23 protein-coding genes and 2 pseudogenes are annotated in these 26,254 nt (G+C 60.8%); 16 read left to right on the forward strand and 9 right to left on the reverse strand.

Translation table 11 applies throughout. From position 1 onward, the window contains the following. Positions 1-3,279, reverse strand: a complete 3,279-nt coding sequence (gene recC / locus V2B23_RS14335; RefSeq protein ID WP_430950954.1) for an exodeoxyribonuclease V subunit gamma — start codon at positions 3,277-3,279, stop codon at positions 1-3. Positions 3,280-3,401: 122 nt separating this feature from the next. On the opposite strand from recC, the gene V2B23_RS14340 reads away from it, so the two are divergent. From V2B23_RS14340 to V2B23_RS14355, 4 genes are all read left to right on the forward strand, one after another. Continuing rightward, positions 3,402-4,235 carry an ABC transporter ATP-binding protein gene (locus V2B23_RS14340; RefSeq protein WP_080711649.1) on the forward strand — a complete coding sequence of 278 codons (834 nt, stop codon included), beginning with the start codon at positions 3,402-3,404 and terminating at the stop codon, positions 4,233-4,235. Then, positions 4,232-5,062 carry an ABC transporter permease gene (locus tag V2B23_RS14345; protein WP_430950955.1) on the forward strand — a complete coding sequence of 277 codons (831 nt, stop codon included), beginning with the start codon at positions 4,232-4,234 and terminating at the stop codon, positions 5,060-5,062. The genes V2B23_RS14340 and V2B23_RS14345 overlap by 4 nt, the downstream gene beginning before the upstream one ends. Beyond that, the gene (locus V2B23_RS14350; protein WP_430950956.1) at positions 5,059-5,856 is read left to right on the forward strand and encodes an ABC transporter permease; all 798 of its coding nucleotides are present in this window, start codon (positions 5,059-5,061) and stop codon (positions 5,854-5,856) included. Before V2B23_RS14345 ends, V2B23_RS14350 begins: the two co-directional genes overlap by 4 nt. Before the next feature lie 78 nt (positions 5,857-5,934). Continuing rightward, the gene (locus tag V2B23_RS14355) at positions 5,935-7,017 is read left to right on the forward strand and encodes an ABC transporter substrate-binding protein (protein ID WP_430950957.1); all 1,083 of its coding nucleotides are present in this window, start codon (positions 5,935-5,937) and stop codon (positions 7,015-7,017) included. Between the two features lie 2 nt (positions 7,018-7,019). Here V2B23_RS14355 and V2B23_RS14360 read toward each other — a convergent pair whose 3' ends face one another. Further along, positions 7,020-7,376: a hypothetical protein gene (locus tag V2B23_RS14360; RefSeq protein WP_430950958.1), complete on the reverse strand. Its 357-nt coding sequence runs from the start codon at positions 7,374-7,376 to the stop codon at positions 7,020-7,022. 137 nt (positions 7,377-7,513) lie between these two features. After that, entirely contained in the window at positions 7,514-8,407 is an 894-nt protein-coding gene (locus V2B23_RS14365) for a helix-turn-helix transcriptional regulator (RefSeq protein ID WP_430950959.1), read from the reverse strand. Positions 8,408-8,657: 250 nt separating this feature from the next. Here V2B23_RS14365 and V2B23_RS14370 point away from each other — a divergent pair, with 250 nt between their 5' ends. From V2B23_RS14370 to V2B23_RS14385, 4 genes and pseudogenes are all read left to right on the forward strand, one after another. Continuing rightward, the gene (locus tag V2B23_RS14370; RefSeq protein ID WP_430950960.1) at positions 8,658-9,842 is read left to right on the forward strand and encodes an MFS transporter; all 1,185 of its coding nucleotides are present in this window, start codon (positions 8,658-8,660) and stop codon (positions 9,840-9,842) included. Between the two features lie 46 nt (positions 9,843-9,888). After that, positions 9,889-10,931: pseudogene (locus V2B23_RS14375) on the forward strand (NAD(P)-dependent alcohol dehydrogenase). 108 nt (positions 10,932-11,039) lie between these two features. Then, on the forward strand, positions 11,040-11,552 hold the full coding sequence (locus tag V2B23_RS14380; protein WP_430950961.1) for a cyclophilin-like fold protein: 513 nt from the start codon (positions 11,040-11,042) through the stop codon (positions 11,550-11,552). Positions 11,553-11,758: 206 nt separating this feature from the next. After that, positions 11,759-12,859 (forward strand): PQQ-dependent sugar dehydrogenase, encoded by a 1,101-nt coding sequence (locus tag V2B23_RS14385; protein WP_430950962.1) that lies wholly within the window; start codon positions 11,759-11,761, stop codon positions 12,857-12,859. A 333-nt stretch (positions 12,860-13,192) separates the two neighbouring features. On the opposite strand, the gene V2B23_RS14390 is transcribed toward V2B23_RS14385, so the two are convergent. Then, positions 13,193-13,696, reverse strand: a complete 504-nt coding sequence (locus V2B23_RS14390) for a TspO/MBR family protein (protein ID WP_430950963.1) — start codon at positions 13,694-13,696, stop codon at positions 13,193-13,195. A gap of 45 nt (positions 13,697-13,741) precedes the next feature. Then, the gene (locus V2B23_RS14395) at positions 13,742-14,011 is read right to left on the reverse strand and encodes a DUF4235 domain-containing protein (protein ID WP_430950964.1); all 270 of its coding nucleotides are present in this window, start codon (positions 14,009-14,011) and stop codon (positions 13,742-13,744) included. A gap of 182 nt (positions 14,012-14,193) precedes the next feature. On the opposite strand from V2B23_RS14395, the pseudogene V2B23_RS14400 reads away from it, so the two are divergent. Continuing rightward, positions 14,194-14,378, forward strand: a pseudogene (locus V2B23_RS14400) (glutathione-dependent formaldehyde dehydrogenase); the annotation flags it as partial. Between the two features lie 16 nt (positions 14,379-14,394). Here V2B23_RS14400 and V2B23_RS14405 read toward each other — a convergent pair. Next, a complete protein-coding gene (locus tag V2B23_RS14405) occupies positions 14,395-15,021 on the reverse strand; it encodes a hypothetical protein (protein WP_430950965.1) in 627 nt (208 codons plus the stop codon). Positions 15,022-15,492: 471 nt separating this feature from the next. Here V2B23_RS14405 and V2B23_RS14410 point away from each other — a divergent pair, with 471 nt between their 5' ends. Next, complete coding sequence (locus V2B23_RS14410) at positions 15,493-15,858, forward strand: hypothetical protein (protein WP_430950966.1); 366 nt, start codon at positions 15,493-15,495, stop codon at positions 15,856-15,858. A 292-nt stretch (positions 15,859-16,150) separates the two neighbouring features. Continuing rightward, a complete protein-coding gene (locus tag V2B23_RS14415; protein ID WP_430950967.1) occupies positions 16,151-16,585 on the forward strand; it encodes a cupin in 435 nt (144 codons plus the stop codon). On the opposite strand, the gene V2B23_RS14420 is transcribed toward V2B23_RS14415, so the two are convergent. Next, positions 16,574-17,779 (reverse strand): cytochrome P450, encoded by a 1,206-nt coding sequence (locus V2B23_RS14420; protein WP_430950968.1) that lies wholly within the window; start codon positions 17,777-17,779, stop codon positions 16,574-16,576. The two genes, V2B23_RS14415 and V2B23_RS14420, sit on opposite strands and share 12 nt — an antisense overlap. Before the next feature lie 136 nt (positions 17,780-17,915). On the opposite strand from V2B23_RS14420, the gene V2B23_RS14425 reads away from it, so the two are divergent. The 3 genes from V2B23_RS14425 (at position 17,916) to V2B23_RS14435 (ending at position 21,547) form a co-directional block, all read left to right on the forward strand. Beyond that, positions 17,916-18,755, forward strand: coding sequence for an SDR family oxidoreductase (locus V2B23_RS14425; RefSeq protein WP_084702952.1), 840 nt, complete (start codon positions 17,916-17,918; stop codon positions 18,753-18,755). Continuing rightward, the gene (locus V2B23_RS14430; protein WP_430950969.1) at positions 18,752-19,480 is read left to right on the forward strand and encodes an acetoacetate decarboxylase family protein; all 729 of its coding nucleotides are present in this window, start codon (positions 18,752-18,754) and stop codon (positions 19,478-19,480) included. The genes V2B23_RS14425 and V2B23_RS14430 overlap by 4 nt, the downstream gene beginning before the upstream one ends. A 1,020-nt stretch (positions 19,481-20,500) precedes the next feature. Next, positions 20,501-21,547: a transglycosylase family protein gene (locus tag V2B23_RS14435; protein ID WP_430950970.1), complete on the forward strand. Its 1,047-nt coding sequence runs from the start codon at positions 20,501-20,503 to the stop codon at positions 21,545-21,547. Between the two features lie 112 nt (positions 21,548-21,659). Here V2B23_RS14435 and V2B23_RS14440 read toward each other — a convergent pair whose 3' ends face one another. Beyond that, complete coding sequence (locus V2B23_RS14440; protein WP_430950971.1) at positions 21,660-22,841, reverse strand: MFS transporter; 1,182 nt, start codon at positions 22,839-22,841, stop codon at positions 21,660-21,662. Between the two features lie 144 nt (positions 22,842-22,985). On the opposite strand from V2B23_RS14440, the gene V2B23_RS14445 reads away from it, so the two are divergent. Then, on the forward strand, positions 22,986-23,432 hold the full coding sequence (locus V2B23_RS14445; protein ID WP_003945852.1) for a MarR family winged helix-turn-helix transcriptional regulator: 447 nt from the start codon (positions 22,986-22,988) through the stop codon (positions 23,430-23,432). Here V2B23_RS14445 and thrS read toward each other — a convergent pair. After that, positions 23,429-24,649 carry a threonine--tRNA ligase gene (gene thrS / locus V2B23_RS14450; RefSeq protein ID WP_430950972.1) on the reverse strand — a complete coding sequence of 407 codons (1,221 nt, stop codon included), beginning with the start codon at positions 24,647-24,649 and terminating at the stop codon, positions 23,429-23,431. The two genes, V2B23_RS14445 and thrS, sit on opposite strands and share 4 nt — an antisense overlap. Before the next feature lie 330 nt (positions 24,650-24,979). On the opposite strand from thrS, the gene V2B23_RS14455 reads away from it, so the two are divergent. Further along, positions 24,980-26,254, forward strand: coding sequence for a DUF445 domain-containing protein (locus V2B23_RS14455; RefSeq protein ID WP_430950973.1), 1,275 nt, complete (start codon positions 24,980-24,982; stop codon positions 26,252-26,254).

Below are 26,254 nucleotides of genomic sequence, written 5' to 3' on the forward strand. Positions count from 1 at the left end.
CTACTCCGCACTTTCGTTGAGCAACAAGGTCAACCACAGCCGGTTGGCAAGGACGCCAAACCTGGTCGGCTCCTCGGCCCAGACACATTCGTCGTCGAGTGGCTCCGTAGCGGCTAGGTCGGCAAAGGAACTGGATTCACCGAAGACGTAGACATTGCTCGGATCGTCACCGTCGCTGAATTGCCGGCCCCACGTTGCCTCGGCACTGCTCATGGCATTGTCGATCGACTGACCGGCAAAACGCCTTTTCGCGTATTCGGCGGTGGTATTGACCCACATCGGAATCGGGCCGCGCAAACCCCGATCGAGTAGATCGACCAACTGAAGAAGGATACCGAGCGGGTTCTCCGGAGCGGACAGAACGGAACGTGTTGCCGCGCGCTGGTTTCCACCGCGCCCTACCGTGATCGCATTGACCTGACCGTGATCGCCGGCAGCGGCAAGCGCCAACAAATTGACCCACGCACTCACCCGATGTTTGGGCGCCAACGACGAATACTGCGCCCGCACAATCGAATTTCCGTACACTCCAGTCACGGTTCCGCTCAGGCGCCTACCTCCACCCAGGTCGACTGCAACGTCGACGGAAGCAGCATCTCCGGCCATGTGTGGCAGTGCGAGTGACGCCAACTGATCCACTACCCACTCGACGTTGCCCAACACGGCACTGCCCAGTTTGTAGGGCGGCAACGTGCCCCGCCGCCATTCGGCGGCCCGGAAGTCGGCCGAACTGCGTCCGGCCAAGCGAGAGAGGAGCATTCGATCTCCCAACTCCCAGGTCGCAAGCCCGTCGAGTTCCGCGTCGAGTGAATCGGCAATGTCGTCGCCGAGTTCCGGTACCCGCACACCGAGTCGCTGACGCAGGAATCCGCGGGCCGGGTGAGTGAGGAACGACACCAGGTCCGCGAGGTTGACGTCGCCTGGCGGTATCGACGGCAGCGATGCCGAGCGGATCGACGGCGGTGGGATCGGCGTTCCCGTGATGGCACGGGCACCTGCCAACGCTGCGGCGTCGAAGCTGAACGGTTTTTCCACCTCGAAATTCCGTTTGTCGAATGACTGCAAGGGATGCCGAGTCACAACCTGGTCCAGGTCGTTTGGCCCTACCGCCAACTTCAGGACATCGAGCAACCCGCTGAGCGGAATAGCCGGTGGGCGGGTTGCGCCGGTCACCGGATCTGCACCTGTGTACAGGAGCAGCAGGTGTTCACCAGCCGACATCACCGCGTCGAGCAGCAGTTGTCTGTCCTCGCTACGTAGATCCCGTTCCCCGACAACAGGATCGCGGGCCAGGATATCGTCTCCGTCGACGCCTCCGGACCGCGGGAAAACTTCGTCGTCGAGTCCGAGCAGCACAACAACCCGGTGCGGTACCGACCGCATCGGCACCATAGTGCAGACGGTTAGTTCACCAGTACGGAAATTGGCCCGAGTCGGCCGCCCCGCCAGACTCTTCGAAAGAAGCGCACGGATGTCGGAGAGTTGAAGTGTGGTGTCCGAACCGAATTCGACCGCACTCGCAAGAATGCGCTGGGCCGACGCACTCTGCCAGGCGTCGTCCGGTGCCGTATCGGTGAGAAGGTCCAACGCTCTGAGCAACACCCGAAGCCACTCCGACGGCGACTGGGGGCCCGCCAGATCACGCAACGAGACCGCCAGTCTGTCGATGTACTCGGCAAAGCGGCCACTGAGGTCGATGTCTGTGCTTTCGACATCGTCGAGAGGCAATGCGAGGTCCAGCCATGCATTTTCCGACTCGTCTGCACTGGCACCCAACAGAATGCGGTCGACGGCAGTGTTGAAAGTGTTCTGCTTGAATCCGGCCAGACCGAACGTTGCCCGCTGTCTGATGTCGATGCCCCATCGCGCCCCCGCAGCTCCGGTCCACTCGCGCAGACGCTCCAACTCGTCGTCGGAGAACGAGAATCGGGTACGTACCGGCACGCTGGTGGCAAGATCGAGAACCTGGCTGGCCGTGGCGCGGCCGTCTGCCAGTTCGAGCAGAGTACCCAGCACAGCCAGCATCGGATTTGTCTGACGCAGACCACGATCAGCCAGACGGACGCGAAGGCGGTGACCGGGGTGTCCCTGAACACCCTGCCCGAACGCGCCGCGCACCAGCGGCGCATATGTTTCGACATCCGGGCACATCACCAGAACATCACGAGGTTCGAGCGTCGGATCGTCCTCGAACAACCGCAACAGGCACTCTCGCAGGACCTCAACCTGACGAGCCGCGCCGTGACACGCGTGAACCTGAACGCTCCCATCGGGTTTCACCCCACCCGAGGGGGCACGATCGGCCACGATATCCGCCTGTATCGCCGCCAGAAGGGTCGGCGCGCCTGATGTGGCAGGCAGATATTCCGAAGTGAGATCGATGCTTGCCAGAGTCGATTGCATTTCGCGAACATCACGGGCAAGACTGGACAACAGCGGGTTCGGCGAAATCAACGCAGAATTGTCGTCCGAACGGCGAGTGACGACTGTCCCCGACGACAGCTGGGAACTCATCTCCTCCCACAACGCCGGGCTTGGATGCGGCAGCCAGATGTGCACGTCACGATGGGTCGCCAATGCATCGAGAATCATTCTCTGATCAACCGGCAGTCGGGTGGGACCGAACACCGAAATACGTTCCGGTAGAGAAACAACAGCGGCGTCATCACTCAGCCTGCTGCACACCGACAGGAGTCGCTCGGCCGGACCTGCCACATCGATTCGCTCCGCTACAACCGTCCACAACTTGGCTTGCCACTCGAGATCCTCGGCGAGAGGTAGCCCGTGGCCGTCGGTGAACCGACCGGCCGCCCACTCGATCAGCATCTGTGGACGCTGCGCCGCGTAACTGGAGAACAGATCAGTGACATGCGACGCCGACGCGAAGCGTCGCCCCACCCCGAGCCCACGGAGATGCTTGGCAAGCACACCGCACCACGGTTCGGAAACGGAATCATCGATGGCACCCAGAACCGTCCACACCAAGCGCGTCGGCGCCCACGGATCGTTGTCCGCGCCGACACCACTCACCGTAGCGAGCACGTCGTCGACCAGTCGAACCGGCGAGGGAAAGCTGATGTTCGCGGAGATGCCGTCCTGCGAAGACTCCGTCGTAGTACCCAATCGTGAGGAAAGCTGCTGGTTGAGCCAGCGCTCCACGCCTTTTGCCGGAACCGCGACTATCTCTCGGGCAAACGGATCCGACAACGGCGAGCGGAGAAGTGTGGACAGAGCGCAGACCAGCGTGTCGGCACGCTCGGCACGATACAACTTCAGCAATCCTCGCCCCTTTCGATCCCGCGATGTCCTGAACTCGGATACGTCCATCTCACCACGCGAGTGCGACACGAAGTCTCACCCGCGCCCGCAACCCCCTCACACAGCAGTGACGAGCAGGCAACATGCCTGCAATCGAACCTTCGTACTGTGCGGAAATGACCAGTCCCATCACCACACCTCGTCCGCTTGGAACAGGTCTCGACATATCGGGCCTCGGTAAGACCTTCACGATGGGACGGCGGTCGGTGACCGCATTGACCGATGTCTCATTGCAGACGAGCGAGGGAACTTTCCTGTCCCTGCTCGGGCCGTCCGGCTGCGGTAAGTCCACTGTCCTGCGCATCCTCGCCGGACTCGACACTCCGAGCGCGGGAACTGCGCTGGTCAACGGGCAAACGCCCGCCGAGCTGACAAAACGCCGGGAACTCGGAATCGCCTTTCAGGATTCCGCACTCCTTCCGTGGAGGACGGTGACCTCCAACATCAAGCTCCCACTCCAGGTTGCCGGCATAGATCCGGATCCGGAGTTGATAGCCGACCTGATCGCTCTTGTCGGCCTCGAAGGATTCGAGAAGGCAAAACCCGCGCAACTCTCGGGCGGTATGCGTCAGCGCGTCTCGATCGCTCGCTCGCTTGTCGTCAAGCCGAGTGTCCTCCTCCTCGACGAGCCATTCGGTGCCCTCGACGACATGACCCGCCAACGTCTCAACATGGAACTGCTTCGAATCTGGACCGAGAAACCGGCTACGACGTTGATGGTCACTCACGGCATCTCGGAGGCGGTGTTCCTCTCGGATGTTGTTGCCGTCATGAGTCCGCGGCCCGGTCGTGTCCTCGAAGTTGTTCCCATCGATCTCCCTCGTCCGCGAACCCCCGAGATGATGCGTACGCCCGAATTCCACGCGATCCACGACTACCTGTCCGGTCTCTTGTTCGGAAAAGCAGGCGTTGCATGACAATTACCGACATCGAAAATGTTGCCACCGCCGCAGCAGAACCCATTCCGGCGAGGCGACGGGGATTCAAGCGTCCCACCTGGCTCGGCGGCGCAGTCGGAATCTGTGGGCTGATAGCAATCTGGTGGATTCTCGCGGCGGTCGGCGTTGCGGGAGGGACGATCCCCACACCGTGGGTAGTGATCTCGACGATGTTCGACGACGGTTGGGCGCTCTACGGCCCCAATTTCACTGTCACCGCTTCGGGCGCCTTGCAAGGGTTCCTGTGGGGAAACCTGCTGGCAATCACCCTGGCAGTCCTGGTTGTTCTCATCCCACCGATCGAGAGTCTCGCCACTCAACTTGCGATCCTCAGCTACTGCACGCCACTTCTCGCACTCGGTCCGATCATCCTCGTGGTCTTCGGTGGACGGACTCCGACGATCTTCCTCGCTGCGATGTACTGCTTCTTCACCACCATGGTCGGAACTCTCGCCGGCCTACGATCCGCCGACAAAGCGAGCCTCGACCTGGTTGCCGCGTACGGCGGTGGACGCTGGCAGAAGTTCACCAAAGTACAACTGGTGAGCGCACTTCCGAGCACATTTGCCGCGCTCAAGATCGCCGCACCGTCGGCTGTCCTCGGCGCCATCCTCGGTGAGTACCTCGGCGGTGTCGACAGCGGAATCGGAGTTGCCCTGACGGCCGCGCAATCGTCGTACAACGTCCCCCGGACGTGGGGAATGGCGATAGCCGCAGCCCTGCTCGCCGGGCTGGGATACGCCCTCGTTGCCGCGGTCGCAAAGATCGTGACACCGTGGACGTCGGCTCCGGGAGCACAGAAATGACCGCGGTACGAGGAACATTCAGATTCCTCACTCCGATTGCCATTGCGTCTGCACTGTTGCTCGTCATCTGGGTCGTCTTTCTCAACGCCTTTCCTCAAGTCGGACCGCGAGTGGGCAAAACACCGGCCGATGTGTGGGAATACCTGTTCTCCGGACCGAAATCCGCTGACGCGAGGGCCGGAATCTTCGACAATCTGCTCATCACCTTGCGTGATGCGGGCGTCGGTTTTGCCGTCGGAATGACAGCCGCGATTGTCGTAGCATCGATCTTTGTCGTATCACGCACCGTAGAACAGACATTCATGCCGGTAGCGATGCTGCTGCGGTCCGTGCCTCTCGTCGCGATGACCCCGATCATCGTGTTGATCTTCGGACGCGGAATCGTCGGCGTCACAGTAATGGTCGCCATCGTCGTGTTCTTCCCTGCGCTGGTCATGATCATGGTCGGATTGCGGGCCGCGCCAACGCAAGCCCAGGACCTCATTGCCGCATACGGCGGGAGTCGTTGGACTGCACTACGAATGGTGTCGGTTCCCTCGGCACTTCCCGCAGTGTTCGCCGCCGCGCGCGTCTCCGTGCCCGGAGCACTCATCGGAGCGCTGATCGGCGAGTGGCTCGGTAGCGGGCAAGGCCTGGGATCGAGCATGATCAAGGCGATTCCGCGCTATCAGTACAACGAGTTGTGGGCGTCCATCGTGGTGATCACAGTCGTGTCGATCATCCTTTATGCCGTTGTCGGAATCTTCGAGAACCTCGCTTTGTCTCATTTCGGTCCTTCAGCAGGCAAATCGTGAGAAGTGTTAACACAAGCTCAACAAATACTGTCCCCCAAGCAAACTCGCCGAAATCGACTGCCCCTAGTGTTCCGGTTCATGACGCCTTTCAAGCCCGTCCGCCAGGTGGACCGCCGAGCTTTCTTCCGTTACTCCGCACTGACCGGCATCGCTGTGGCAGGCAGCGCGTCATTACTCGCCTGCAGTAGCGATTCCACAGCCTCGAGCGGTGGCACCTCCGACGACGGAACCGAATTCGGAACTGTTGCAGTGCAATTGTCCTGGATCAAGAACATCGAATTTGCCGGCGAATACTTCGCCCTCGACAAGGGCTACTACAAGGACGCCGGATTCGGGAACGTCGAACTTGTTGCGGGCGGCGCCGCCGGCACCGGCGTCGAAGCCGGATTGGACACCGGCAAGGTGTGGATCGGCATGTCAGCTCCGCAGCTCACCGCTCCCGCTGTTCTCGACGGACTCGAGGCGAAGATCGTCGGCGCAACCTTCCAGAAGAATCCGTTTGCGATAGTCAGTTCCGCTGCAGCACCGATCAACTCGCCGCAGGACATGATCGGCAAGAAGATCGGCGTCCAGGATTCCAATCAGCTCGTCTTCGGAGCACTCCTAGCCGCGAACGGACTGACCGAAAGTCAGATGACCATTGTGCCGGCTCAATTCGATCCCAGCCCACTGGCCAACGGCGAGGTAGACGGTTGGGTCTCCTACGTCACCAACGAGCCGATCACTCTGGCGGCAAAAGGTTTTCCCAATGCCCACTTCCTGTTCGCGGACTACAACCTGCCACTCGTGGCCGAATCGTTCACCGTCCTTCAATCGACCATCGACAACGAGCGAGACAAGCTCAAGGCCTTCCTGAAGGCCGAAATCCAGGGCTGGCGCGATGCGGTCGCCGATCCGGCAGAATCCGCCCGCCTCGCAGTCGAGGTGTACGGCAAGGACCAGAACCTCGAACTCGAGGAACAGATTAAGGAAGCGACCGCGCAGAACGACCTTGTTGTGTCGGCCGACACCAAGGCAAACGGATTGTTCACGATGACCCCGGCATTGATCGAGCAGAACATCGCCGCCTTGGCCAAAGCCGGACTGGAGATCTCTGCAGATCAACTGTTCGACCTGTCGATCCTCGAGGAGGTGTACGCCGAGAACCCGGATCTCATCTGACGCTACTGACCGAAGGTAAACCGCAGGTTCGCGTTGATCAGTGTGTTGATCCGTTTTCGCAGACGGACTACATCGGGCTCCGTCGGCACCGGATCGTCCACGAACAACGTCCAACACAGTGTCGTGCTGTTGCCGACCGCCTCGATGTCGAAACGAATAATCGCATCGGGGCGGTCAGGCCAGATCGAGGACCAGACCACCAACTCCGGTTCGACAGCCTCGACGATTGTCGGCTCAATCTCGTTGTCCCGCAAATCCAACCAGTGCCGAACCGGTTCCCGATGCGGATCGATCAGAGCTTCGAACAAGAACCGCGCAGGCGGCGGCTGACTCCGGCGTCGACTCGCAACTAAGTGCATCACGCAATCCTACTGACGCCCGGAGCCGACGTGAGGCGTGTCAATTCGGGATCAGCGCGAACTGAGGTCGCCGGCTCTGTCCCAGACTTGACCGACTATCGGTGTGCGATCCGGTATGTAGCAAGTGCATCCCGGAGTCAGTGGCCGGATTCCTTTGCCGGCGAAGCGGGAACCGGAGCCCCATATTCGCTGGCAGCCCATGAGGCGAGCAGTCGCAGCGCTTGTTCGGATCCGGAGCCCGGCTCTGCGGAGTAGATGGTCAGTGTCAGGCCGGGTTCGGCCGCCATCTCGAGGCCCTCGTATGCCAGGGTAAGTTCACCGACGACGGGGTGGTGGAAGGTCTTTGACCCGGTGCCGTGGTGTCGGACATTGTGTGCACTCCACCGACGACGAAAGTCTTCACAACGGGTGCTGAGCTCGCCGATGAGGTCGTGAAGTTCCTTGTTGTGTGGGTCGCGGGCGGCTTCGGTGCGCAAGATGGCAACCGTCACCTCGGCAAAGAGGTCCCAGTCGGGGTAGAAGTCTCGTGCCCGCTCGTCGAGGAAGGTGTACCGGGCGATGTTCGGCGGCTGGCCCGGCATGTCGTAGACGTCCCCGTAGAACGCGCGGGCAAGCATGTTGCCGGCAAGGATGTCCATGCGTCCGTTGCGGACAAATGCCGGGCCGGCGGTGATCGCGTCGAGGGCCCACTGCAGACTCCGGTGCGGCAGCCATGTCTTCGAATTGCGGCGCCGCGGGGGCCTGGCCACGGGACTTGCTGCATGGGCGAGATCGAACAAATGCGCACGCTCGGCATCATCAAGGCACAGTGCCTTGGCGAGACTGTCGAGCACCTCGGGTGAGGCGCCGCTGATTGCGCCGCGTTCTATCCGTGTGTAGTACTCGATGCTCACCCCGGCCAGGGTCGCGACCTCACTGCGGCGAAGCCCCTCGACCCGCCGGTTGGTTCCCGCTGGGAGTCCGACCTGTTCCGGAGTGACCAGGGCGCGACGTGAGGTCAGGAATTCCCGGACTTCCGCTCGATTGTCCATGCGTCGACGCTAGTCGAGGTCCCGGTGTCGAGGGAGTCCCTTGTAGTACCCCCACCAACCGGGACTCCCACCTGTGCGCAATGAGTGGTGTGCTGGTGATCGAGAGACGAAGGTCTCGCCTGCGACTTTCAGCGGCCGTCCACAAGGAAGAAACGAACCCACCTTGAATTCAGACACCGAGTCGATCGAAACCGTAAGCGTACTAACGCAATCCACCTCCAAAGACGGTATCGTCGAGCCAACCACATCGATGCCGGCCAGACTCGTGGACTCGTCGTATCCACACGGCCGCCTACCGTTGCAAGCACTGCTCGTCATGGCGCTCATGGGGTTCATCCTCATCACCACCGAAACGATGCCCGCCGGGCTCCTGCCGCAAATCGCGGGCGGCCTCAACATCGCCGAAGGGACCGCGGGACAGCTGGTCAGCGCCTACGCTCTGGGTACCGTGGTCCTCACCATCCCGGCCATAGCATTCACCCGCGGCATGCGACGCAAACCTGTGTTCCTCGTCGGCATCCTGGGATTCCTGATCGCCAACACCATCGCCGTGTTCTCCCCGGATATCGCGGCGACGTTGATCGCGAGGTTCGCAGCCGGCGCTTTCTCCGGTCTGGTGTGGGGAATGCTCGCAGGATATGCACGCCGCATCACCGCCCCGGAACTTGCCGGGCGAGCCCTCACCATTGCCTCGATCGGCACACCCCTCGGCCTGGCCATAGGAACGCCTTTCGGATCGTGGCTGGGCACAACATTCGACTGGCGCTGGTCTTTCGGAGTCATCTCCGTATTGACTATTGTCACCGCCGTCCTCGCCCTGACGATCGTTCCCGACGCCCCAGGGCAACCTGCGGAATCACGCGTCCCCCTCGTGCGGGTGTTTGCCATTCCCGGCGTCACCGTCATCCTCGTCGTCATTTTTGCATGGATGCTCGCGCACAACACGCTCTACACCTACATCGCGTCCTATCTACGGACCGCGAATGTGCCGATCTCCGTAGACGTGGCTCTGATGGTGTTCGGGGTTTCCGCACTGATCGGCATCGCGATCACCGGCGTCCTCATCGACCGCGTTCCTCGGCCACTGATTTTGGGCAGCCTCTTCCTCTTCCTCACCGCGGGAGTAGTTTTCGTTGCCGGAAGCCACTCGCCCGCCGCGGTGCTCGTCGCCGTTGTTCTCTGGGGAGTCGCCTTCGGCGGCGCGGCGCCACAGCTCCAAACAGCCATCAGCGCAGCAAGCGGCGAGAACGCAGACATCGCCAACTCCATGCTCGGCGTCGCGTTCAATGTCGCCATCTTCGCGGCCGGAGTCCTAGGTGCCGTACTCGTGAGCACCATCGACGGAATGGCCCTGCCTTTCCTCATGATCGGGCTCACCGCAATCGCCGTCTCCATCGCATTCACTGCCCGCCGCACAGCATTCCCCGCCCGATAGCCCACCGTCACACTCATCCGACTGACCACACACCAGGAGACAGAACATGCACACCGTCACCGCCTTCGCCGCCCCGTCTGCAACCGAACCCTTGCGCCGCACACACATCGAACGCCGCGACGTCGGCCCGAGTGACGTGCTCATCGAAATCAAGTACGCCGGAATCTGCCACTCGGACATCCACACCGTCCGCGGAGACTGGGGCCCCAGAACTACCCCCTCGCCCCCGGCCACGAAATTGCCGGCATCGTCACCGAAGTGGGCTGCGCCGTCACCAAGCACGCCGTCGGTGATCGTGTGGGTGTCGGCTGCATGGTCAACTCGTGCCGCGAATGCGTCAACTGCCGTGGCGGCGAGGAGCAGTACTGCCGCGAAGGCAACACCCAGACCTACGGCAGCGTGGACCGCGACGGCACGATCACCCAGGGCGGGTACTCCACCCACGTCGTCGTCGACGAAGACTTCGTCCTTCGCGTTCCGGTGAGCATCGACTTCGCAGCGGCCGCCCCACTGCTGTGCGCCGGCATCACCACCTACTCACCACTCAAACATTGGGGCGCGGGCCCCGGAAAGAAAGTTGCGATCGTGGGGATGGGTGGACTCGGCCACATGGCCGTCCAGATCGCACACGCGCTGGGGGCCGATGTCACCGTCCTGTCCCAGACGCTGAGCAAGAAGGACGACGGCTTGCGTCTAGGTGCAGATCATTACTACGCCACCAGTGACCCGGCAACGTTCCTCGATCTCGCAGACACCTTCGATCTGATCGTGAACACCGTCAGCGCACAAATCGATATCAGCTCCTACCTGCAGTTGCTGACGCTCGACGGTTCCCTTGTCAACGTCGGCGCACCGCCGGAACCGCTTCCGGTGAATGTATTTTCGCTGATCCTGGGACGCCGCTCCTTCGCTGGGTCTGCGATCGGCGGCATCCGCGAGACCCAGGAAATGCTCGACTTCTGCGCCGAGCACGGCATCGCTCCCGAAACCGAACTCATCGCCGCCGATCAGATCAACGATGCCTACGAACGCGTCCTTGCCTCCGATGTTCGGTACCGGTTCGTCATCGATACTGCGACCCTCGTCTAGACCCCACGTTTCCGGTGTGGCCGGAGGGCAGAACTTCGGCCACACCTAGGCGATGGTCCCGTTCACTGCGGGCCGAACCTGTGAACTGCAACCGAGAAGAAGGAAACGATGCGACGAAAGCTCCTCATCACAGGATCAGCGGCAATCGTGTTCGCCGCCGCCGGATGCACGACCCCTGCGGGGCCCGCCTCCTCGACGTCGGCAATTTCCGCCACCTTCCCACCTGGCATCGCTTCTGCGAGCAGTTCTGCCGAAGGAACCGTAGTGCGCTTCACCTCGGGTGAAACTGCAGTCGACGTCACGATCGAATCGGACAATCCCACAACCCGTGATTTCCTCTCGATGCTTCCACTCACATTGTCAGTCGAAGAATTCGCGGGAAGGGAAAAGATCAGCCAACTGCCCCGAAAACTGGAGACAGACCGCTCGCCTGGATCCGACCCGGAGGACGGTGATCTCATCTATTACGCACCGTGGGGGAATATCGGCTTCTACTACGACACCGACGGCATCGGCTACTCGGATCAGACCATTCACCTGGGCACCTACGACGGATCCGTCGAGCAGCTGAGCCGCCTCGAGGGCGGAGACGTCACCGCCGAAGTGATCCACCAGCAGTAGATACCGAGCCAACAAACTTCTGCCCACGGGCACAGGCTGCCAGATGTGCTGAACCCCGAGAGATACTTCGCCACTATTGATTTCGAAAACGAATCCGAACAACTCGGCCGCACACATCGGCCCCCGCCTCGAGGCGACAACGTGACGGCGAGACCCATCCCGACCATCCACACCGACCGCGAATCCGCGGCAAGACATGGAGAGCTATGACCCGCACATCAACCCGGTACACGTTCATCGCAGCAGGACTCACTGTGGGCGCTCTCCTGGCCTCGTGCACCGCGCAGCCCATACCCTCCGCGACGACCTCTACTTCCTCTCACTCAACGGCGCACCCGTCTCTCGGGACATCCATGCCCTCCCACGTCACGACAAACCTGCAAGCCCCGTGGTCGGTGGTGTTCCTCGACGGCACACCCCTGGTCAGCGAACGCGACAGCGCGCGAATCCTCGAACTCGCAGAGGACGGCACCGCACGCGAAATCGGAACGGTCACAGGCGTCACCGGCAGCGGCGAAGGTGGTCTCCTGGGTATGGCGGTCGACGATCAGAGTCGGCTGTACGTGTATTCCACAGCATCGAGTGGAAACCGCATCCAGCGGTATTCCGTGACCGGAACAGCCGGATCACTCTCGCTCGGCGAACCACAGACCATCATCGATCAGATCCCGGCCGCCGGCTGGCACGACGGCGGACGGATCGCGTTCGGCCCCGACGGAATGCTGTACGCCGCAACAGGTGATGCCGGACAGCGCGGCACCGCGCAGGACCCAGCCTCCCTTGCCGGGAAGATTTTACGGATGACCCCCGACGGTGATGTCCCCGAAGACAACCCGTTCCCGGACTCACTCACCTACAGCTACGGGCACCGCAACCCTCAGGGTCTGGCCTGGTCTGACGACGGAACGATGTTCGCCACCGAATTCGGACAAGACACCTGGGACGAACTGAACATCATCACCCCCGGCAGCAACTACGGGTGGCCTACTGTCGAAGGCATCGCCGACACCGACGGTTTCACCGACCCCGTACAGCAGTGGGAGCCCAGCGAGGCCAGCCCCAGTGGCATGGTCAACATTGAAGGGACACTGTTCATCGCCAATCTCCGCGGTCAGGTCCTGCGAGCTGTCCCGAGCGCCCACCCTGCCACTTCGACCGACTATTTCAGCGGCGAGTACGGCCGCATCCGCGATGTCGCCGAGTCCCCGGACGGGGAGCTGTGGCTCATCACCAACAACACCGATGGCCGCGGCGAACCGGGCTCCGAGGACGACCGCATCCTCCGTGTGCATCCAAGCATGCGGTAAGAGGCATCGTCAGCCGGCAACCTGACCCCACCCGCAAACGGTTCGAGAATGATTCCGTAGCAACGGATCTGGATTGAAATCTTGAGCATCAGCACTGTCGTACGGCGCAATCACTTCGTGTTTCATACGACTGTCGCCGCGAATCAGAAGCATCCCCAACCATTTGCGCCGTCACCGTCCCGATCAACGTAGAAAACGTGTTCCTGGCGCTCTGGTGGCACCGAAGAAGGTGAGACGGGTTTCTGAGACACATTACGATTCCACAACTGTTGCAGTCGATTTCGCTCCACTCCGGCGTCGACTCGCATCTAGGTGCATCACACAATCCTACTATTACCGATTGTTTCTCCAGATCGCAGCAGACAGGACTGTGGCAAACGAGCACCACAATGGATATGGCGCCAGCGCAACGCCGGCCGAGCGGTCGACGCGGCCAACTCGTATCACCAGATCAGAACTACTGACAGCAAGGGCCGCCGCGATGACGGGTGCTGCAGCGAGTCGATGTGAGCGAAAGAAGACCCAACTCCAGCCGGCGTTGACGGTGAGGTTGGCCAGCAGCGCCAGCGCCAACCTGCGTGTGTTGGCGTGGTCTCCTGTCTCGTCGAGTCGATCGAATGCAATTGCGGAGGTGACAGCAATATCGGCATACAAGGCGGTCCATACGACCGGAAAAACAACAGCCGGCGGTTGAAATGCCGGCTTGCGTAAGTTCCTGAACCATAATGTTTTTTCGGGGCTACGGCTAGCCGCAGACCCGACGAGAGCAGTAAGGGTGGTCAACGCTCCGGTCCTCGCCAAATTCCTCGGAATCCGGTCCAGCAACTGTTCGCTCATCAATCAATCCCAACCGTCGTCGGAGTGGTTGCGGTGAACCGAAGGTCACACCGGACTCTCGTGTGCGAGTGCGCGGTAGCTCTTAGCGCCCATGCGGTCCACTGCCGCTTTGACCACTGCGAAAATTGCTCCCTGCAGTGCTGCGGAAATCAGAACCTCTTTGCTCGACCTGGTCAGATCGTGCGGGTCAGGAGCCGTGTCCTGATGCGCGACACGCTTCCAAACTTGTTGAAATACAGCACCGGCGGCGATTCCGCCGAGGACACTCGTTGCGAGCGAAAGTGGTTTGTACATAGCTTTCGACGCTGCACTCACTACGTGAACTCCTTCGTTGTTCGAAGTTTGCCTCACTGAAACCGAGCTTCGTTCTCTCAACTCGGCCCCGTCCCCTTCACCGTAACCCCGACTGGGTGTGTTTGCATCCATGCAGTTTCGGCCGAGTGAATGAGTTACAACCAGTTTCGGCCGAGTGAATGAGTTACAACAATTTCGCCGGTCTTCCAGATGCTGTTGCAGCGCCTGCCACGCGCACTGTGGGAATCGACCGGTTGGGCGCACTGTATTCGGCAATCGAGATCGTTCTGCCGCGGCGGAACGATCTCGCTGAGCGGGCTCGATGGCGGGGATGATCGATCCACTTCCACTGATGACTATGTTCGACAAGCAGATTCAGCTACGCATGCCGTCGACGTTCGCCGTCACGGGGCTGGTGTATCTGCAACGTGCGTATCTGCACGTCGCTGGGCACGTCGCACGTCTCGATGGCTTCGTAGGGAAAGCCGCCCGACAGCGACCGCGCCGAAAAACAGGATCACCGCACCGAGACCTTCGAAGAACGCCAACTGTTGCAATGCCTGAAATCCTGGCCGGGTTGCTGTCGGGCTTCCGGGGTCTCCGATGTGCAGCACGGGTGCCAGCACGGGTCCGACGATGAACCATGCGCCGCCGACAACACCAAGCCACGCACCAAAGCCGGCGACGGCGCGATTGGCGCTGAACATGAGCAGGATCCCGCCAACCACGGTCACGGCGCCCGGCAAAACCTCGAGCCAACCCCGGGCGGAAGTCCAGGTCCATGCCTCGTCCGGCGTGAAGGAAAACGAGAAGTACGGACCCACAAACGGTATCAACGCGCCCCAGAGTCCAAGCAGAATCAGGGCCAACCCACTGACAGCACCACGCGTGCGAGGCACCCACATCCGACCAGGCGTTGTTTCTCGAACCGGTACCGCCGTGCGATCAGGGGCTGCGTTGTCATTTGCCGGGACTGCATCCTCCGCGGATGATTCGTGCCTCTCATGCCGAGATGCATTCTGACGAAACATGATTCCACTCCTTGTCGTGCGCGAACCAGGGGCCGCTCGATCAAGTGCCGACAAGTCGCGCGCGACTGTAAACCCACGGATACAAACGGCCAGCAGCTCTACCGCGATGACTAAGCTGGGAATACCCTGAAGCCGATGTCGGCAAACGAAGAATCAGCATCCGCATCCAGCTGCGACAGCGGGACTCACCTGCCAACAGCCGGGCGTATCAAAGCGGGTAAACGACGTCACGCCGCGGCAGGCGGACGACGCACCGCTTTGAGCCGACACACCGTTCACGAACACTGCATGCAGCATCGAGGAAGGGTGAACATGTTCGGAAATCAATCTCGATCATCCGAGGAACACATCGCAACGACTTACCTGGTCACACACCTCTGTGGAGCAATGTTGGGTCTACAGCTCGCGAGATCGCTCGTCGACTCGTACGGATCCTGGGCGGAGGGCCGGCTGGATTCGCTGCCGAACGAGTTGGAGTACGAAATCGGACAGCTACTGCAACTGATCGAAGACACGCAGGAAATTTCGCTACCCCGCTATCCGGTGATCGATGCGGGATTGAATCGGCTGAGAAAACTCGTTCACATCGATGCACTGTGGCAGTCCCGTCTCGTCAAACTAGCTGCCCTGGAAGTCATGCGAACCGCGCTCTGCGGAAAAAGTGCAATGTGGGAAGTGCTGCGCGATATACCGGCTGGTGAGACCGAAGACCAACATCGCGAACTCAATGCACTGGTATCCAAACAAATTTCTACGGTGACGGATCTGCACCATCGTGCCGCCCGTGATGCGTTCAATCGTTCCGGTTCAGGAAATTCCCACACGGATGACGGGTGACACCACTGACATCACCTCGGACCAACGGCTCCGCCCCGCGAAATAACCTAGCCTCCAGTCGATTCCGAGCGATCTCACCGACTTGACGGAGTTGTTCGGGGGATCAACGGGAGAGTTCAGGCTCTGCAGGCGGTGCGATTGTCACGTTTACGGTCATCCGAGAACTCGACCCCGGCCATGATGCGTAGCCGTCCGGCAATTTCCTGACTGTTTACAACCACAGTCCCTAATATCCGACAATTCAGGCGTAGCCGGAGGACACTCATGAGCACAACCGTCCGAGAGGCTCTTCATGCGTAAACGTCACCAGATTCTGCTTGCCTTGTCCGCCGCGATCGGGTTGTCACTGACGCCGATCGCGGCATCCGCCACCCCCAGCACCGGAGTACACGGCGAAATCCTCGGGCAGGTGACGTTCGGCGACAAAGACTATGTGTTGCGCAAAATCACCGTCGACCCGGGTGGATCCACCGGCTGGCACTTCCACGACGGCGTTCTGTACGCCGCCGTTGCCGGCGGCACCTTGAGCCATTACCGATCCGATTGCTCGGTCGACGGCATCTATCAGACCGGCAACACCCTCATCGAACCGAGCGGATCGGATCACGTTCACATCGGCAACAATTCGCAGACCACTCCCTTGGTCCTCCTTGTTGTCTACGTCAACCCCACGGGCAGTCCGTTGTCCGAGGACGCGGCGGCACCCAACTGCCAACTACCCCGGTAGCGGATCAGCGACGGGGAAACGTATCGGCATCGTTTCGATGCCGGACACGAAGTTGGCGGCGCGACGGGGCAGTGGTGCGTCCGTCGCCAGTTCCATCCCTGGTAAACGCTCGAAAAGCTGCTCGAACATGATCGTTCCTTCCAGCCTCGCCAGCTGATTACCCAAACAGAAATGCGTGCCGAACCCGAACGCGACGTGTGGGTTCGGCGTCCGACCGATATCGAACTGCGGCGCGTCCACGAACACAGCGTCGTCGAAGTTTGCCGACTCGAAGAGCAACAGCATCTTCTCTCCCGCTTTCAGATGCGCTCCGAAAAAATCCGTGTCGCGGGTAAGTGTGCGCGCCATGTTCTTGATCGGCGACGACCATCGCAGCATCTCTTCCATCGCCAACGGAATCGTCTCCGGGTCGGCGGCCAGCGTTCGGTACTGGTCGGGGTGGCGCAGTAGTTGTTCCATCCCTCCGCTGAGAACGTGGCGCGTTGTTTCGTCGCCACCGATCAGAATCAACAACGACTCGTTGACAATTTCCTGGTCCGACAGTGCCTCTCCGTCGATCTCGCTGTGGATCAATGTGCTGATCAAGTCGTCTGCTGGGGCTGACCGACGCTCCCCGATCATCCGGGTCATGTACTCGGTGAAATCGACGTATGCCGCCATCATCGCCTGAAGTTGCTCCGGGGAAGCGTTACTACCCAGCGCTTTCACCAAATCGTCCGACCATCGCAGGAAGACCTCACGTTCTTCCGGACGCACGCCGAGCATGTCGCCGATGACCGCCATCGGCAAAGGCGCTGCAAGATCGGCCACGAAGTCCGCGTCCCCGCACTCACAAACAGCGTCGATCAACTGGTCACAGATCTGTCGAATCCGATCACGTTTCGCTTCGACCTTCCGGCGAGTGAAACCGGCATTGACGAGGCGTCGACGCGTGAGGTGCTCGGGATCATCCATGTCGATCATCTGCGGAAGCGGACCGGTTTCGGGTCTGATGCCGCCGGCATTGGAGAACAACTTCGGGTCTCGCTCTGCCTCGATGACGGCGGCGTAGCTTGCAGCGGCGGTGATTCCGTTCGCACCGTCTCGATACACGGGTTCGTGCTCACGCATCCACGCGTATGCGTCGCGCACATCGCCGAGGTCACCGGAATAGAAGCGCCCGTCGATCAGGTCGAAGTTCGGTCGATTCGCCATCTCGCCGTCCTCTCTCGAGAAACCCTTGCCTCAACAAGTAGAACCTGTTCCTATAGACCTCGGGGCGTTATTGCCGAAGTTCATCGGTGCACCTCGATCCGTGTATCACCGCGCATACGACAACCGGGAGATGGACATGGGCGACAACACCGCCTTTGCAGGCAGATCGGTACTTGTGACCGGCGGCGGAAGCGGCATCGGATTCGGCATTGCCGGTGCGCTCGCCGGAGCCGGTGCCCACGTCACGATCTGCGGACGAAACAAGGACAAACTCGATGTTGCGGCCAACTCGATTCGTGCCCGCAACGGGTCCGGCTCCGTCACTGCCGTACCCACCGACATAACCGTCGAAGCCGAGGTCATCGCCGCGGTCGCATCCGCGGTGGAGGCGACGGGAACACTGGACGGCGTTGTCGCCTGCGCCGGCGGCAACGAAACCATCGCCCCGGTGACCCAACTCGACGTCGATGCTTGGCGCCGCACGGTAGACCTCAACGTGACCGGCACGATGCTGACGATCAAGCACGGCGCACGCGCCCTCGTCTCCGGAGGCGGTGGTTCCATCGTGGCGATCTCGTCGATCGCGAGCAGCAACACACATCGATGGTTCGGAGCGTACGGCGTGTCGAAATCCGGCGTCGACCATCTCGTACAGTTGGCGGCAGATGAACTGGGTGCCAGCAATATCCGAGTCAATGCGATTCGCCCCGGCCTCACCCGGACCGATCTGGTCGCGCTCATCACCGATGGTGGACCGATTCTCGACGATTACATGGCCAACACTCCCCTCGCACGTGTCGGCGAAGTGGAGGACATTGCAGCACTCGCAACATTCCTCCTCGGACCGGACTCCACGTGGATCACCGGACAGATCATCAACGTCGACGGCGGTCAAATGCTGCGTCGCGGACCGGATTTCCGCTCGATGCTCGAATCCGTATACGGCGCCGACGGACTCCGCGGGGTGGTGGCATGAGCTACACCATCCTGGGCAAGACCGTCGAGATGCCCGTAGAAGTTCGTACCGCCTCCGCGTTCATGGCGATGTTCTCCGTTCCGAGTGTCACTGCCCAGTCGATCATCAACCACACCGGGCTGACCGTTCTGCAATTTCGCCCGGGACGCGCACTGTGCGGACTGGTGTTCGTCGACTACGTGGATGGAGATCTGGGACCGTACAACGAATTCGGCGTGACATACATGGTGCGAAGCCATACCGCTCCCCCTGAGATTTCGGTGCTGGGTGACCTTCGTGCGCTCACGTCAGGCTCAGCGGGCGCCCTCATCCATCAGCTGCCCGTCGACGGCGAGTTCACCAAGGCCGCCGGCCGCGAGATCTGGGGATTCCCGAAGGTGTTGGCGGAGTTCGATACCGAGCATGTCGGTTCCGTCAAGCGGGGTTCGGTATCTCACGACGGCAAGCTCATCGCGCAGTTGAGCGTGAAAACGGGCGTGAGTGTTCCCGGCTCGGGAGCAAACATGTCACTTGCCGCATACTCACATCTCGACGGCGTCACCCGCTGTACGTCGTGGGATATGGCTCCCACCGGCGTCAAATCTCGTCCGGGTGGTGCAGAACTCCAGCTTGGCACCCACCCGATGGCCGCCGAACTACGACGCCTCGGCCTGCCGAAACGAGCATTGATGACAACCACGATCACCAACCTCGCCATGACGTTCGGAGAGGCGACATCGATCTGACGGTGTCTGCCCCATTTGCGTGAACGTATTTGAATGCCCTCCTGCGGCGCCAGTTGCCGAGACTCCGCAGGAGGGCTGATCCCCGGGGGCAGATTGCGCCCCTTCAGGGTGCGACACATTTCCCTCATAAGGGTGCGCCAATCGATCAATGGGAGCGCAAGGCGTGTCGCAAGTTTCTATTGTGGACAACAGCTTCGGGTGAATCCGTGTGCTCCACTCTGGCATCCGGCGTTTCTGCGCACACGGGTCGAATGACCCATTCGAGTACCTGTTTTCGGGTCGTCGCGCATCACTACCATCGCAACCACTCGCGAAGTTCCAACCCATTTGACGTGTGGCTTTGCCGTAGATCTACCTGTCAAGCGATGCCGCTCGCACCACGAAAGAAATCTCTCACCTGCCCTGAACCGGTCCGAAGACAATAGTGGCGCGTGCGAGATCAATAGTTTCTGCGCCATCAACCAGCGGCAACTCGGTCAGTCCGTTTTCTCAGGAGTCGATGACGCCAACCCCGCTGTCAACTTTCCCAGGACATGAGTTTCCAACCAGAGTTCTTCTGGTACAGCGTGTTACCTGACGCTGCCAGAAACGCCGCTCGTTCGGCCGGCATGGAGTACATCGACCCGTTGCCCCAAAAAGCGTGGTACCGGTCGACTTGGTTCGGTCTGCCAGAGATTGGCATGATCGGCAAAATAGGTATGCCACCGGGTAATTGGGCCGTTGTAGGCATGTGAGCCAGGCAACAACCTTGTCGGGACTCGCAAATCGCGACCACGAAACCGGAAGGAACTATCAGCACGCGCTCTCTTCACACGAGATGCGCCCTGTAACAAAGAAATTGGCCAGATCGATTCGGCCAATCGCAAAATAACTGTCCACGGATAGCGAGAACTGTTGGCGCACTTGTTGTCAACTCATCTTGAATCGCTCTCCAGCATGGGCGATCTCGCACACCACGCTGCTCAGCAGTCAATCACTGCTGTCTGCGGCGAGATTGCCGACCCCAATCAAGGAAAGATCATGGGAAAACACAAGAAACACCATCGTTCTCGCGCCACGCGATTGATCACACTCGCTGCGGGTGCAGGCGCTCTGACAGCCATCGGCACCTTCGCGAACACGGGTGTAGCCAACGCACACGACTGGTCACAAGTGGCCATGTGTGAGAGTTCCGGAAACTGGAGTATCAACACGGGCAACGGCTTCTACGGCGGACTGCAGTTCACGCAGTCGACGTGGTATGCCTACAAGCCAGCCGGTGCACCGGCCCGTGCTGACATGGCATCGATCGCGGATCAAGTTGCAGCAGCAGAGGCAACACTCGACGCTCAGGGAATCGGCGCGTGGCCAGTGTGTGGCACACACCTCGGCTGGGGTGGAGTCACCCCTGGTTCGGCCAACGTGGTTTCATCGCTCCTGCCTTCTGCCGAAGAAGCCATCCACGTAGCCCCTCTTCATGCTGGTAGCAGCTGCAGCTGGGAATGGCCCGTCGATGGGGTGCTCTCGCAGGGCTTCCACGCCGGACACGATGGAGCGGACTTCGCGGTCAACGTCGGAACGGTTCTCCATGCCCCGACCTCGGGCACGATCTCGGTTGCCGGACCTTTTGATCCTGGCGGATACGGAACCTATATCCAGCTCGAAGCCGATACCGGCGAGCAGATTCAGATGGGTCACCTCTCCGAGACATGGGTCGGCGAAGGCACTCACGTCGAGGTCGGCGACGAAATCGGTGCCACGGGCAATACCGGTAGCTCGACCGGCCCGCATCTGCATCTCCGCATTCACAGCGGCGGCGCCGTCGATCCCGTCGCATTCCTGAAGTCGACAGGCGCGTGCGATACCGGGGCGAGTGTCACTCCCACATCGACGTTCACCCCCGCGTTGAATGCTCCGACACCAGAGCCTGCCACATCGGCAGTCGGCGACACGGTGACCGTGTCCGAAGGCGACACGCTGTTCGAGCTTGCTTCCACGAGAGGGAAGAGTTGGCAAGAGGTGTGGGCTGTGAACGCGTGGATCACCGATCCCGACCAGATCTTCGTGGGCGATCTGATCAGGTTCTGAGCGGGAAGGCGGTTGCTGCCAGACTGAGCGAACGTACCTTTCGTCGCCTTGGATGCGCCGAAAGGTACGTTCGCTCAGCCGAAGTGGGGTACAGACCCAGACAATACCGGCACTACCCCACCAGTACGCCGTCCCGCTCGGGAGCCTTCTCCGACCTGTCCATCGACGACGCGAGGAGCAGCACCACCAAACCGACCACAGTGACAACGGCTCCCATCCAGATCGGCGACGTGAAGCCGAGTCCGGCTGCAATGGTGAGACCACCGAGCCACGCGCCCAGTGCGTTTCCGACATTGAACGCGGCGATGTTAGCGCCCGAAGCCATGGTCGGGGCCTCCGACGCGTAGTTCATGATCCGCATCTGCAGCCCCGGTACCGTCGCAAAACCGAAGGCGCCCATGAAGAACAGTGAGATCACGGTCATGATCTTGCTCTCGGCGCTCGCGGCGAACACGATCAGCACTACTGTCAGAATTGCCAGAATCCACACCAACGACTTGGTCAGCGATCGGTCGGCAGCCTTCCCACCGAGGACGTTGCCGACGAACAGACCGGAACCAAAAAGGATCAGCAACCACGGAACACTGGACGCCGCAAAGCCACTCACCTCGGTGAGGGTGAACGCGATGTACGTGAACGCTCCGAACATTCCGCCGTACCCGAGAATCGTGATCGCGATCGAGAGCCACACCTGCTTGTTGCGGAAGGCTCCGAGTTCGCCGCGCAGGCCGCCGCCCGCGGTTGGTGCCGGCGTCGTAGGAACCAGAGCCGCGATCCCGATCAGTGCAACAATACCGATAACGGTGATCGCCCAGAAGGTCGAGCGCCATCCGAACTGTTGGCCCAACATCGTGCCGAACGGAACTCCCAGAACATTGGCAATGGTCAACCCGGAGAACATCATTGCGATTGCGCCTGCACGCTTGTCCGGTGCAACCATTCCCGCCGCGACCACCGATCCGATGCCGAAGAACGCGCCGTGGCACAGGGCCGCAACTATGCGCCCACCCATCATCACTTCGTACGTGGGGGCCAGCGCAGACATCAGGTTGCCGATGATGAACAGCACCATCAGCGAGAGTAAGACCGTCTTGCGCTCGAAACGGATGACGGCCGCGGTCACCAGAATTGCACCGATCGCGACGGAGAGTGCGTAGCCGGAGATCAGGTAACCGGCGACAGCTTCGGTGACCTCGAAATCGGCGGAGACCTCGGGCAGCAGGCCCATGATGACAAATTCGGTGAGGCCGATCCCGAACCCGCCCATAGCGAGGGCAATGAGACCCAATGGCATCTCGACAGTTCCTTTCACAGATTTACGCGTAAGCCGTTAGCGGGCGTGTGCAGTAGTTGCAGGCGCGCTATAAATAGTTGCACGCGCGCGCTACATGCGCAAGCTGGTAACCTGGAGCGGCAGCAATCGGACAAGGAGAATCACATGGGGATCGCCGACGACGCCGTCGAAATCCGTTCGCAAGGATGGCGCACGCTCGCAGCACTGCACGGCGCCCTCGACACCGAACTGGAACGCGCTCTCCAGCGTGAGCACAAACTGTCCGTCGTCGAATACACCGTGCTCGACGCGCTGAGCCGCCAGGACGGGTGGCACATGCGGATGGCACAACTTGCCCGCGCTGCCGCACTGAGCAGCAGTGCCACGACGCGATTGGTCAACCGCCTCGAAGATCGTGGACTACTGACCCGAATCCTGTGCGCCGACGACCGTCGAGGCATCTACACCGAGCTGACGCCCGCCGGCCGCGAGCTTCTCGAAAGCGCACGGCCGACGCACGACGCCACCCTCGAAGCCGCACTCGACGAGGCATGCAAGACACCCGAACTCGCGCCACTGGTACGGGCGCTCCACGAACTGCCTGTCGGCTAGAACCCAGCCGGAAGCAGGGCACGCTCGTTGATGTCCGCGACCACCTGAGCGACAAACACACTCGCGTCGACGACCGCCCGACCACCTCGCGCGGGGACCAAAACGTCGACAGTCCCGCCCTGCACCTCATTGTCCCCGATCACCGCGACGTACGAATCCCGATGAGTGCGAGCCTCGCGGATGCGACGTCCCAACGATCCGTCAGGTGTAACTGCCACACGAACGTCGCGAGCCTCGAGATCGGCCCGCAGACGCTCGGCCTCATCCTGGTGCCGGTCGCCGACGGGCAGGATCGAGACTTGGTTGGGTGCCAGCCACGGCGGCATCCGCCCTTCGAACCTTTCGATCAAGAGCGCGGTCATGCGTTCCATCGACCCGAGCAAGCCTCGGTGGATCATGACGGGGCGAGCCTTCGAACCGTCTTCTGCGGTGTACTCGAGCCCGAATCGCTCCGGTTGATTGAAGTCGAGTTGGACGGTCGAGAGTGTTTCTTCGCGGCCGTGCGCGTCTCGCACCTGGACGTCGATCTTGGGACCGTAGAACGCCGCCTCCCCCTTCGCGTCCACGTACTCGATCGAGCGCGCATTCAGCGCGCTGCGAAGTTGATCTTCGGCGTCAGCCCACTGCTCGTCGGTGCCGAGGTACTGCCCCTCTGCCCCTCTGATCGAGAGCCGATATTCCCGTTCGGTAATCCCGAGAGTCGAGTAGCAGCGCTCGATCGCGTCGAGCGCGACGATCACTTCCGTTTGCACTTGTTCACGACTACAGAAGACATGTGCGTCGTCGAGATTGATCTGTCTGACTCGACTCAATCCGCTGAGAACTCCGGAGAGTTCGCTACGGAACATCGAGCCGAGTTCACGAACGCGGAAAGGTAGCTCACGATAACTACGACCGCGAGCGGCGAATACCTGTGCATGGTGAGGACAGTTAGCGGGACGAAGAAGAAACGATTCCCCACCGATCTTCATTTCGGGGAACATGTCGTCCGAGAACTTGGACCAATGCCCAGATCTCTCGTACAACTCCTTCTTCGCTATAGCCGGGGTGTAGACACCGCGGCATCCGGACCGAGCAGCGTGCTCGGCCGCAAACTTCTCGAGCTCCGATCTGATGATCGCGCCGTCCGGCAACCAGAGCGGAAGGCCCGCGCCGACGATGGGGGTGGTGGTGAAAAAGTCCAGCTCGCGTCCGAGTTCGCGGTGGTCAACGCTCATGAGAGCTCTCCAAATCGTTCAAGGGGAGTCGCGCACGGAGCGAAGAAACAGAAAAACCCCGGGGCGATAACTCCCGGGGCGGAAAGGGTTCGGTCAGCTGTTGCTAAACGATGCGCCGGAAGGAAACCGGCGTCGTCGTGTTGTGCGCAATACTGACCATGTACTCGAGGTTACATCAACTTCCGACCCACCGACGGCCCGGATTGTCGGGCCTCTATGCTGACGCAACTGGGAAGGCGCAGTAGTAACGAAGGAAACACCCACGAAGAGCGAAGTTTCGGCAATCATGTCCGAACGTGAGGTTCTCGGATATGAGGAGGATGGGCGACGGTGCCGGACCACTTGCTCGAACAGCTGATCACCATTCCTTTGTTCACGGGAATCATCGGGTACATCACCAATTGGTCTGGCGTTCTGATGCTCTTCGCCCCACTCGAATTCCACGGAATCAGAATTCCGGGCCTCAAGATCCTGTACCCACTGCTCCCGCGCCGGGTCCAGGTAATCCCGGCCATCACCAGCGACGGCCGGTTCGGTTGGCAAGGAATTGTGCCCTCCCGCGCCGAGAAGATGGCGTCCATCGCAGTGGACAAATCGTTGGCAAAAGTGGGCAGCATTGCCGACTTCTACCGTGAACTCGACCCGGACAGCATCGCCGAACATCTGGTCACCATCTCGCGAAGCGAAGTCCGCGGAGTTGTCACCAGAATCATGACCGCAGAGAATCCTCAGCTCTGGCACAACCTTCCGAACCCGGTGAAAGAAGCCGTTTTCCGGAAGGTCGAGGAAGATCTGCCGGCCAGCGTCCGCACCATCACGGACCGCATCGAAGAGAACATCGACGAATTCATCGACGCCAAACTCATGGTGATCCGATACCTGTCGTCGCACCCGAAACTACTCAACGACATTTTCCGGACCATGGGAAACAAAGAGCTGCGATTCATGCAGAACTTCGGTTTCTACTTCGGGTTTCCGATGGGGTTCGTCCTGGTAGCCGTACTGCATTTCCTACCTTTCTGGTGGATCCTGCCGATCGGCGGAGTCATCATCGGCTACGTCGTCAACTACCTCGGAATCACGATGATCTTCGAGCCCATCGCACCCAGCCGATGGGTACCGTGGCGGCAAGGTCTTTTCCTCAAACGACGCACCGAGATCATCGAGGGCTACGCAAAAACACTCGCCGACAGCGTCATCACTCTCGAGAACATCGGCACAGAACTTCTCGAAGGGCCGCGCTCGGACCGAACCCGTCGGATGCTCGATCAGGTACTGGGTGAATCCGTCGACGACGCCGTCGGGTGGGCACGATCCGTCGTGAAGATGACGGTCGGCTCACAGAGCTACGAGCGCCTGCCGAGCCTCGCGACAACCGAAGTGCTCGACCTCGTTCCACGAGTATTCGAGGACGCGGCTTTTGCCGAAAGTCAGTCCGAGAAGATCCGGATATTCGTCACGGCGCAAATGAACAAACTGTCACCGGAAGACTTCAGCGAACTGCTGAGATCTGCCGTCAAACAAGATGAATGGTTGTTGTTCGTCCACGGAGCGGTGCTCGGCTCATTAGCCGGTTTCCTGCACCTCGCGATATTCGGAGTATGA

Origin of the sequence: Rhodococcus sp. 24CO (assembly GCF_050586165.1) — a bacterium.
Classification (GTDB): domain Bacteria; phylum Actinomycetota; class Actinomycetes; order Mycobacteriales; family Mycobacteriaceae; genus Rhodococcus_F.

Bases quoted from the DNA above. Each gene is read 5' to 3' on its own strand.
- V2B23_RS14340 (WP_080711649.1), top strand. From the start codon at position 3,402: ATGCCTGCAATCGAACCTTCGTACTGTGCGGAAATGACCAGTCCCATC.
- V2B23_RS14345 (WP_430950955.1), top strand. From the start codon at position 4,232: ATGACAATTACCGACATCGAAAATGTTGCCACCGCCGCAGCAGAACCC.
- V2B23_RS14350 (WP_430950956.1), top strand. From the start codon at position 5,059: ATGACCGCGGTACGAGGAACATTCAGATTCCTCACTCCGATTGCCATT.
- V2B23_RS14355 (WP_430950957.1), top strand. From the start codon at position 5,935: ATGACGCCTTTCAAGCCCGTCCGCCAGGTGGACCGCCGAGCTTTCTTC.
- V2B23_RS14360 (WP_430950958.1), bottom strand. From the start codon at position 7,376: ATGCACTTAGTTGCGAGTCGACGCCGGAGTCAGCCGCCGCCTGCGCGG.
- V2B23_RS14365 (WP_430950959.1), bottom strand. From the start codon at position 8,407: ATGGACAATCGAGCGGAAGTCCGGGAATTCCTGACCTCACGTCGCGCC.
- V2B23_RS14370 (WP_430950960.1), top strand. From the start codon at position 8,658: ATGCCGGCCAGACTCGTGGACTCGTCGTATCCACACGGCCGCCTACCG.
- V2B23_RS14380 (WP_430950961.1), top strand. From the start codon at position 11,040: ATGCGACGAAAGCTCCTCATCACAGGATCAGCGGCAATCGTGTTCGCC.
- V2B23_RS14385 (WP_430950962.1), top strand. From the start codon at position 11,759: ATGACCCGCACATCAACCCGGTACACGTTCATCGCAGCAGGACTCACT.
- V2B23_RS14390 (WP_430950963.1), bottom strand. From the start codon at position 13,696: ATGAGCGAACAGTTGCTGGACCGGATTCCGAGGAATTTGGCGAGGACC.
- V2B23_RS14405 (WP_430950965.1), bottom strand. From the start codon at position 15,021: ATGTTTCGTCAGAATGCATCTCGGCATGAGAGGCACGAATCATCCGCG.
- V2B23_RS14415 (WP_430950967.1), top strand. From the start codon at position 16,151: ATGCGTAAACGTCACCAGATTCTGCTTGCCTTGTCCGCCGCGATCGGG.
- V2B23_RS14420 (WP_430950968.1), bottom strand. From the start codon at position 17,779: ATGGCGAATCGACCGAACTTCGACCTGATCGACGGGCGCTTCTATTCC.
- V2B23_RS14425 (WP_084702952.1), top strand. From the start codon at position 17,916: ATGGGCGACAACACCGCCTTTGCAGGCAGATCGGTACTTGTGACCGGC.
- V2B23_RS14430 (WP_430950969.1), top strand. From the start codon at position 18,752: ATGAGCTACACCATCCTGGGCAAGACCGTCGAGATGCCCGTAGAAGTT.
- V2B23_RS14435 (WP_430950970.1), top strand. From the start codon at position 20,501: ATGGGAAAACACAAGAAACACCATCGTTCTCGCGCCACGCGATTGATC.
- V2B23_RS14440 (WP_430950971.1), bottom strand. From the start codon at position 22,841: ATGCCATTGGGTCTCATTGCCCTCGCTATGGGCGGGTTCGGGATCGGC.
- V2B23_RS14445 (WP_003945852.1), top strand. From the start codon at position 22,986: ATGGGGATCGCCGACGACGCCGTCGAAATCCGTTCGCAAGGATGGCGC.
- thrS (WP_430950972.1), bottom strand. From the start codon at position 24,649: ATGAGCGTTGACCACCGCGAACTCGGACGCGAGCTGGACTTTTTCACC.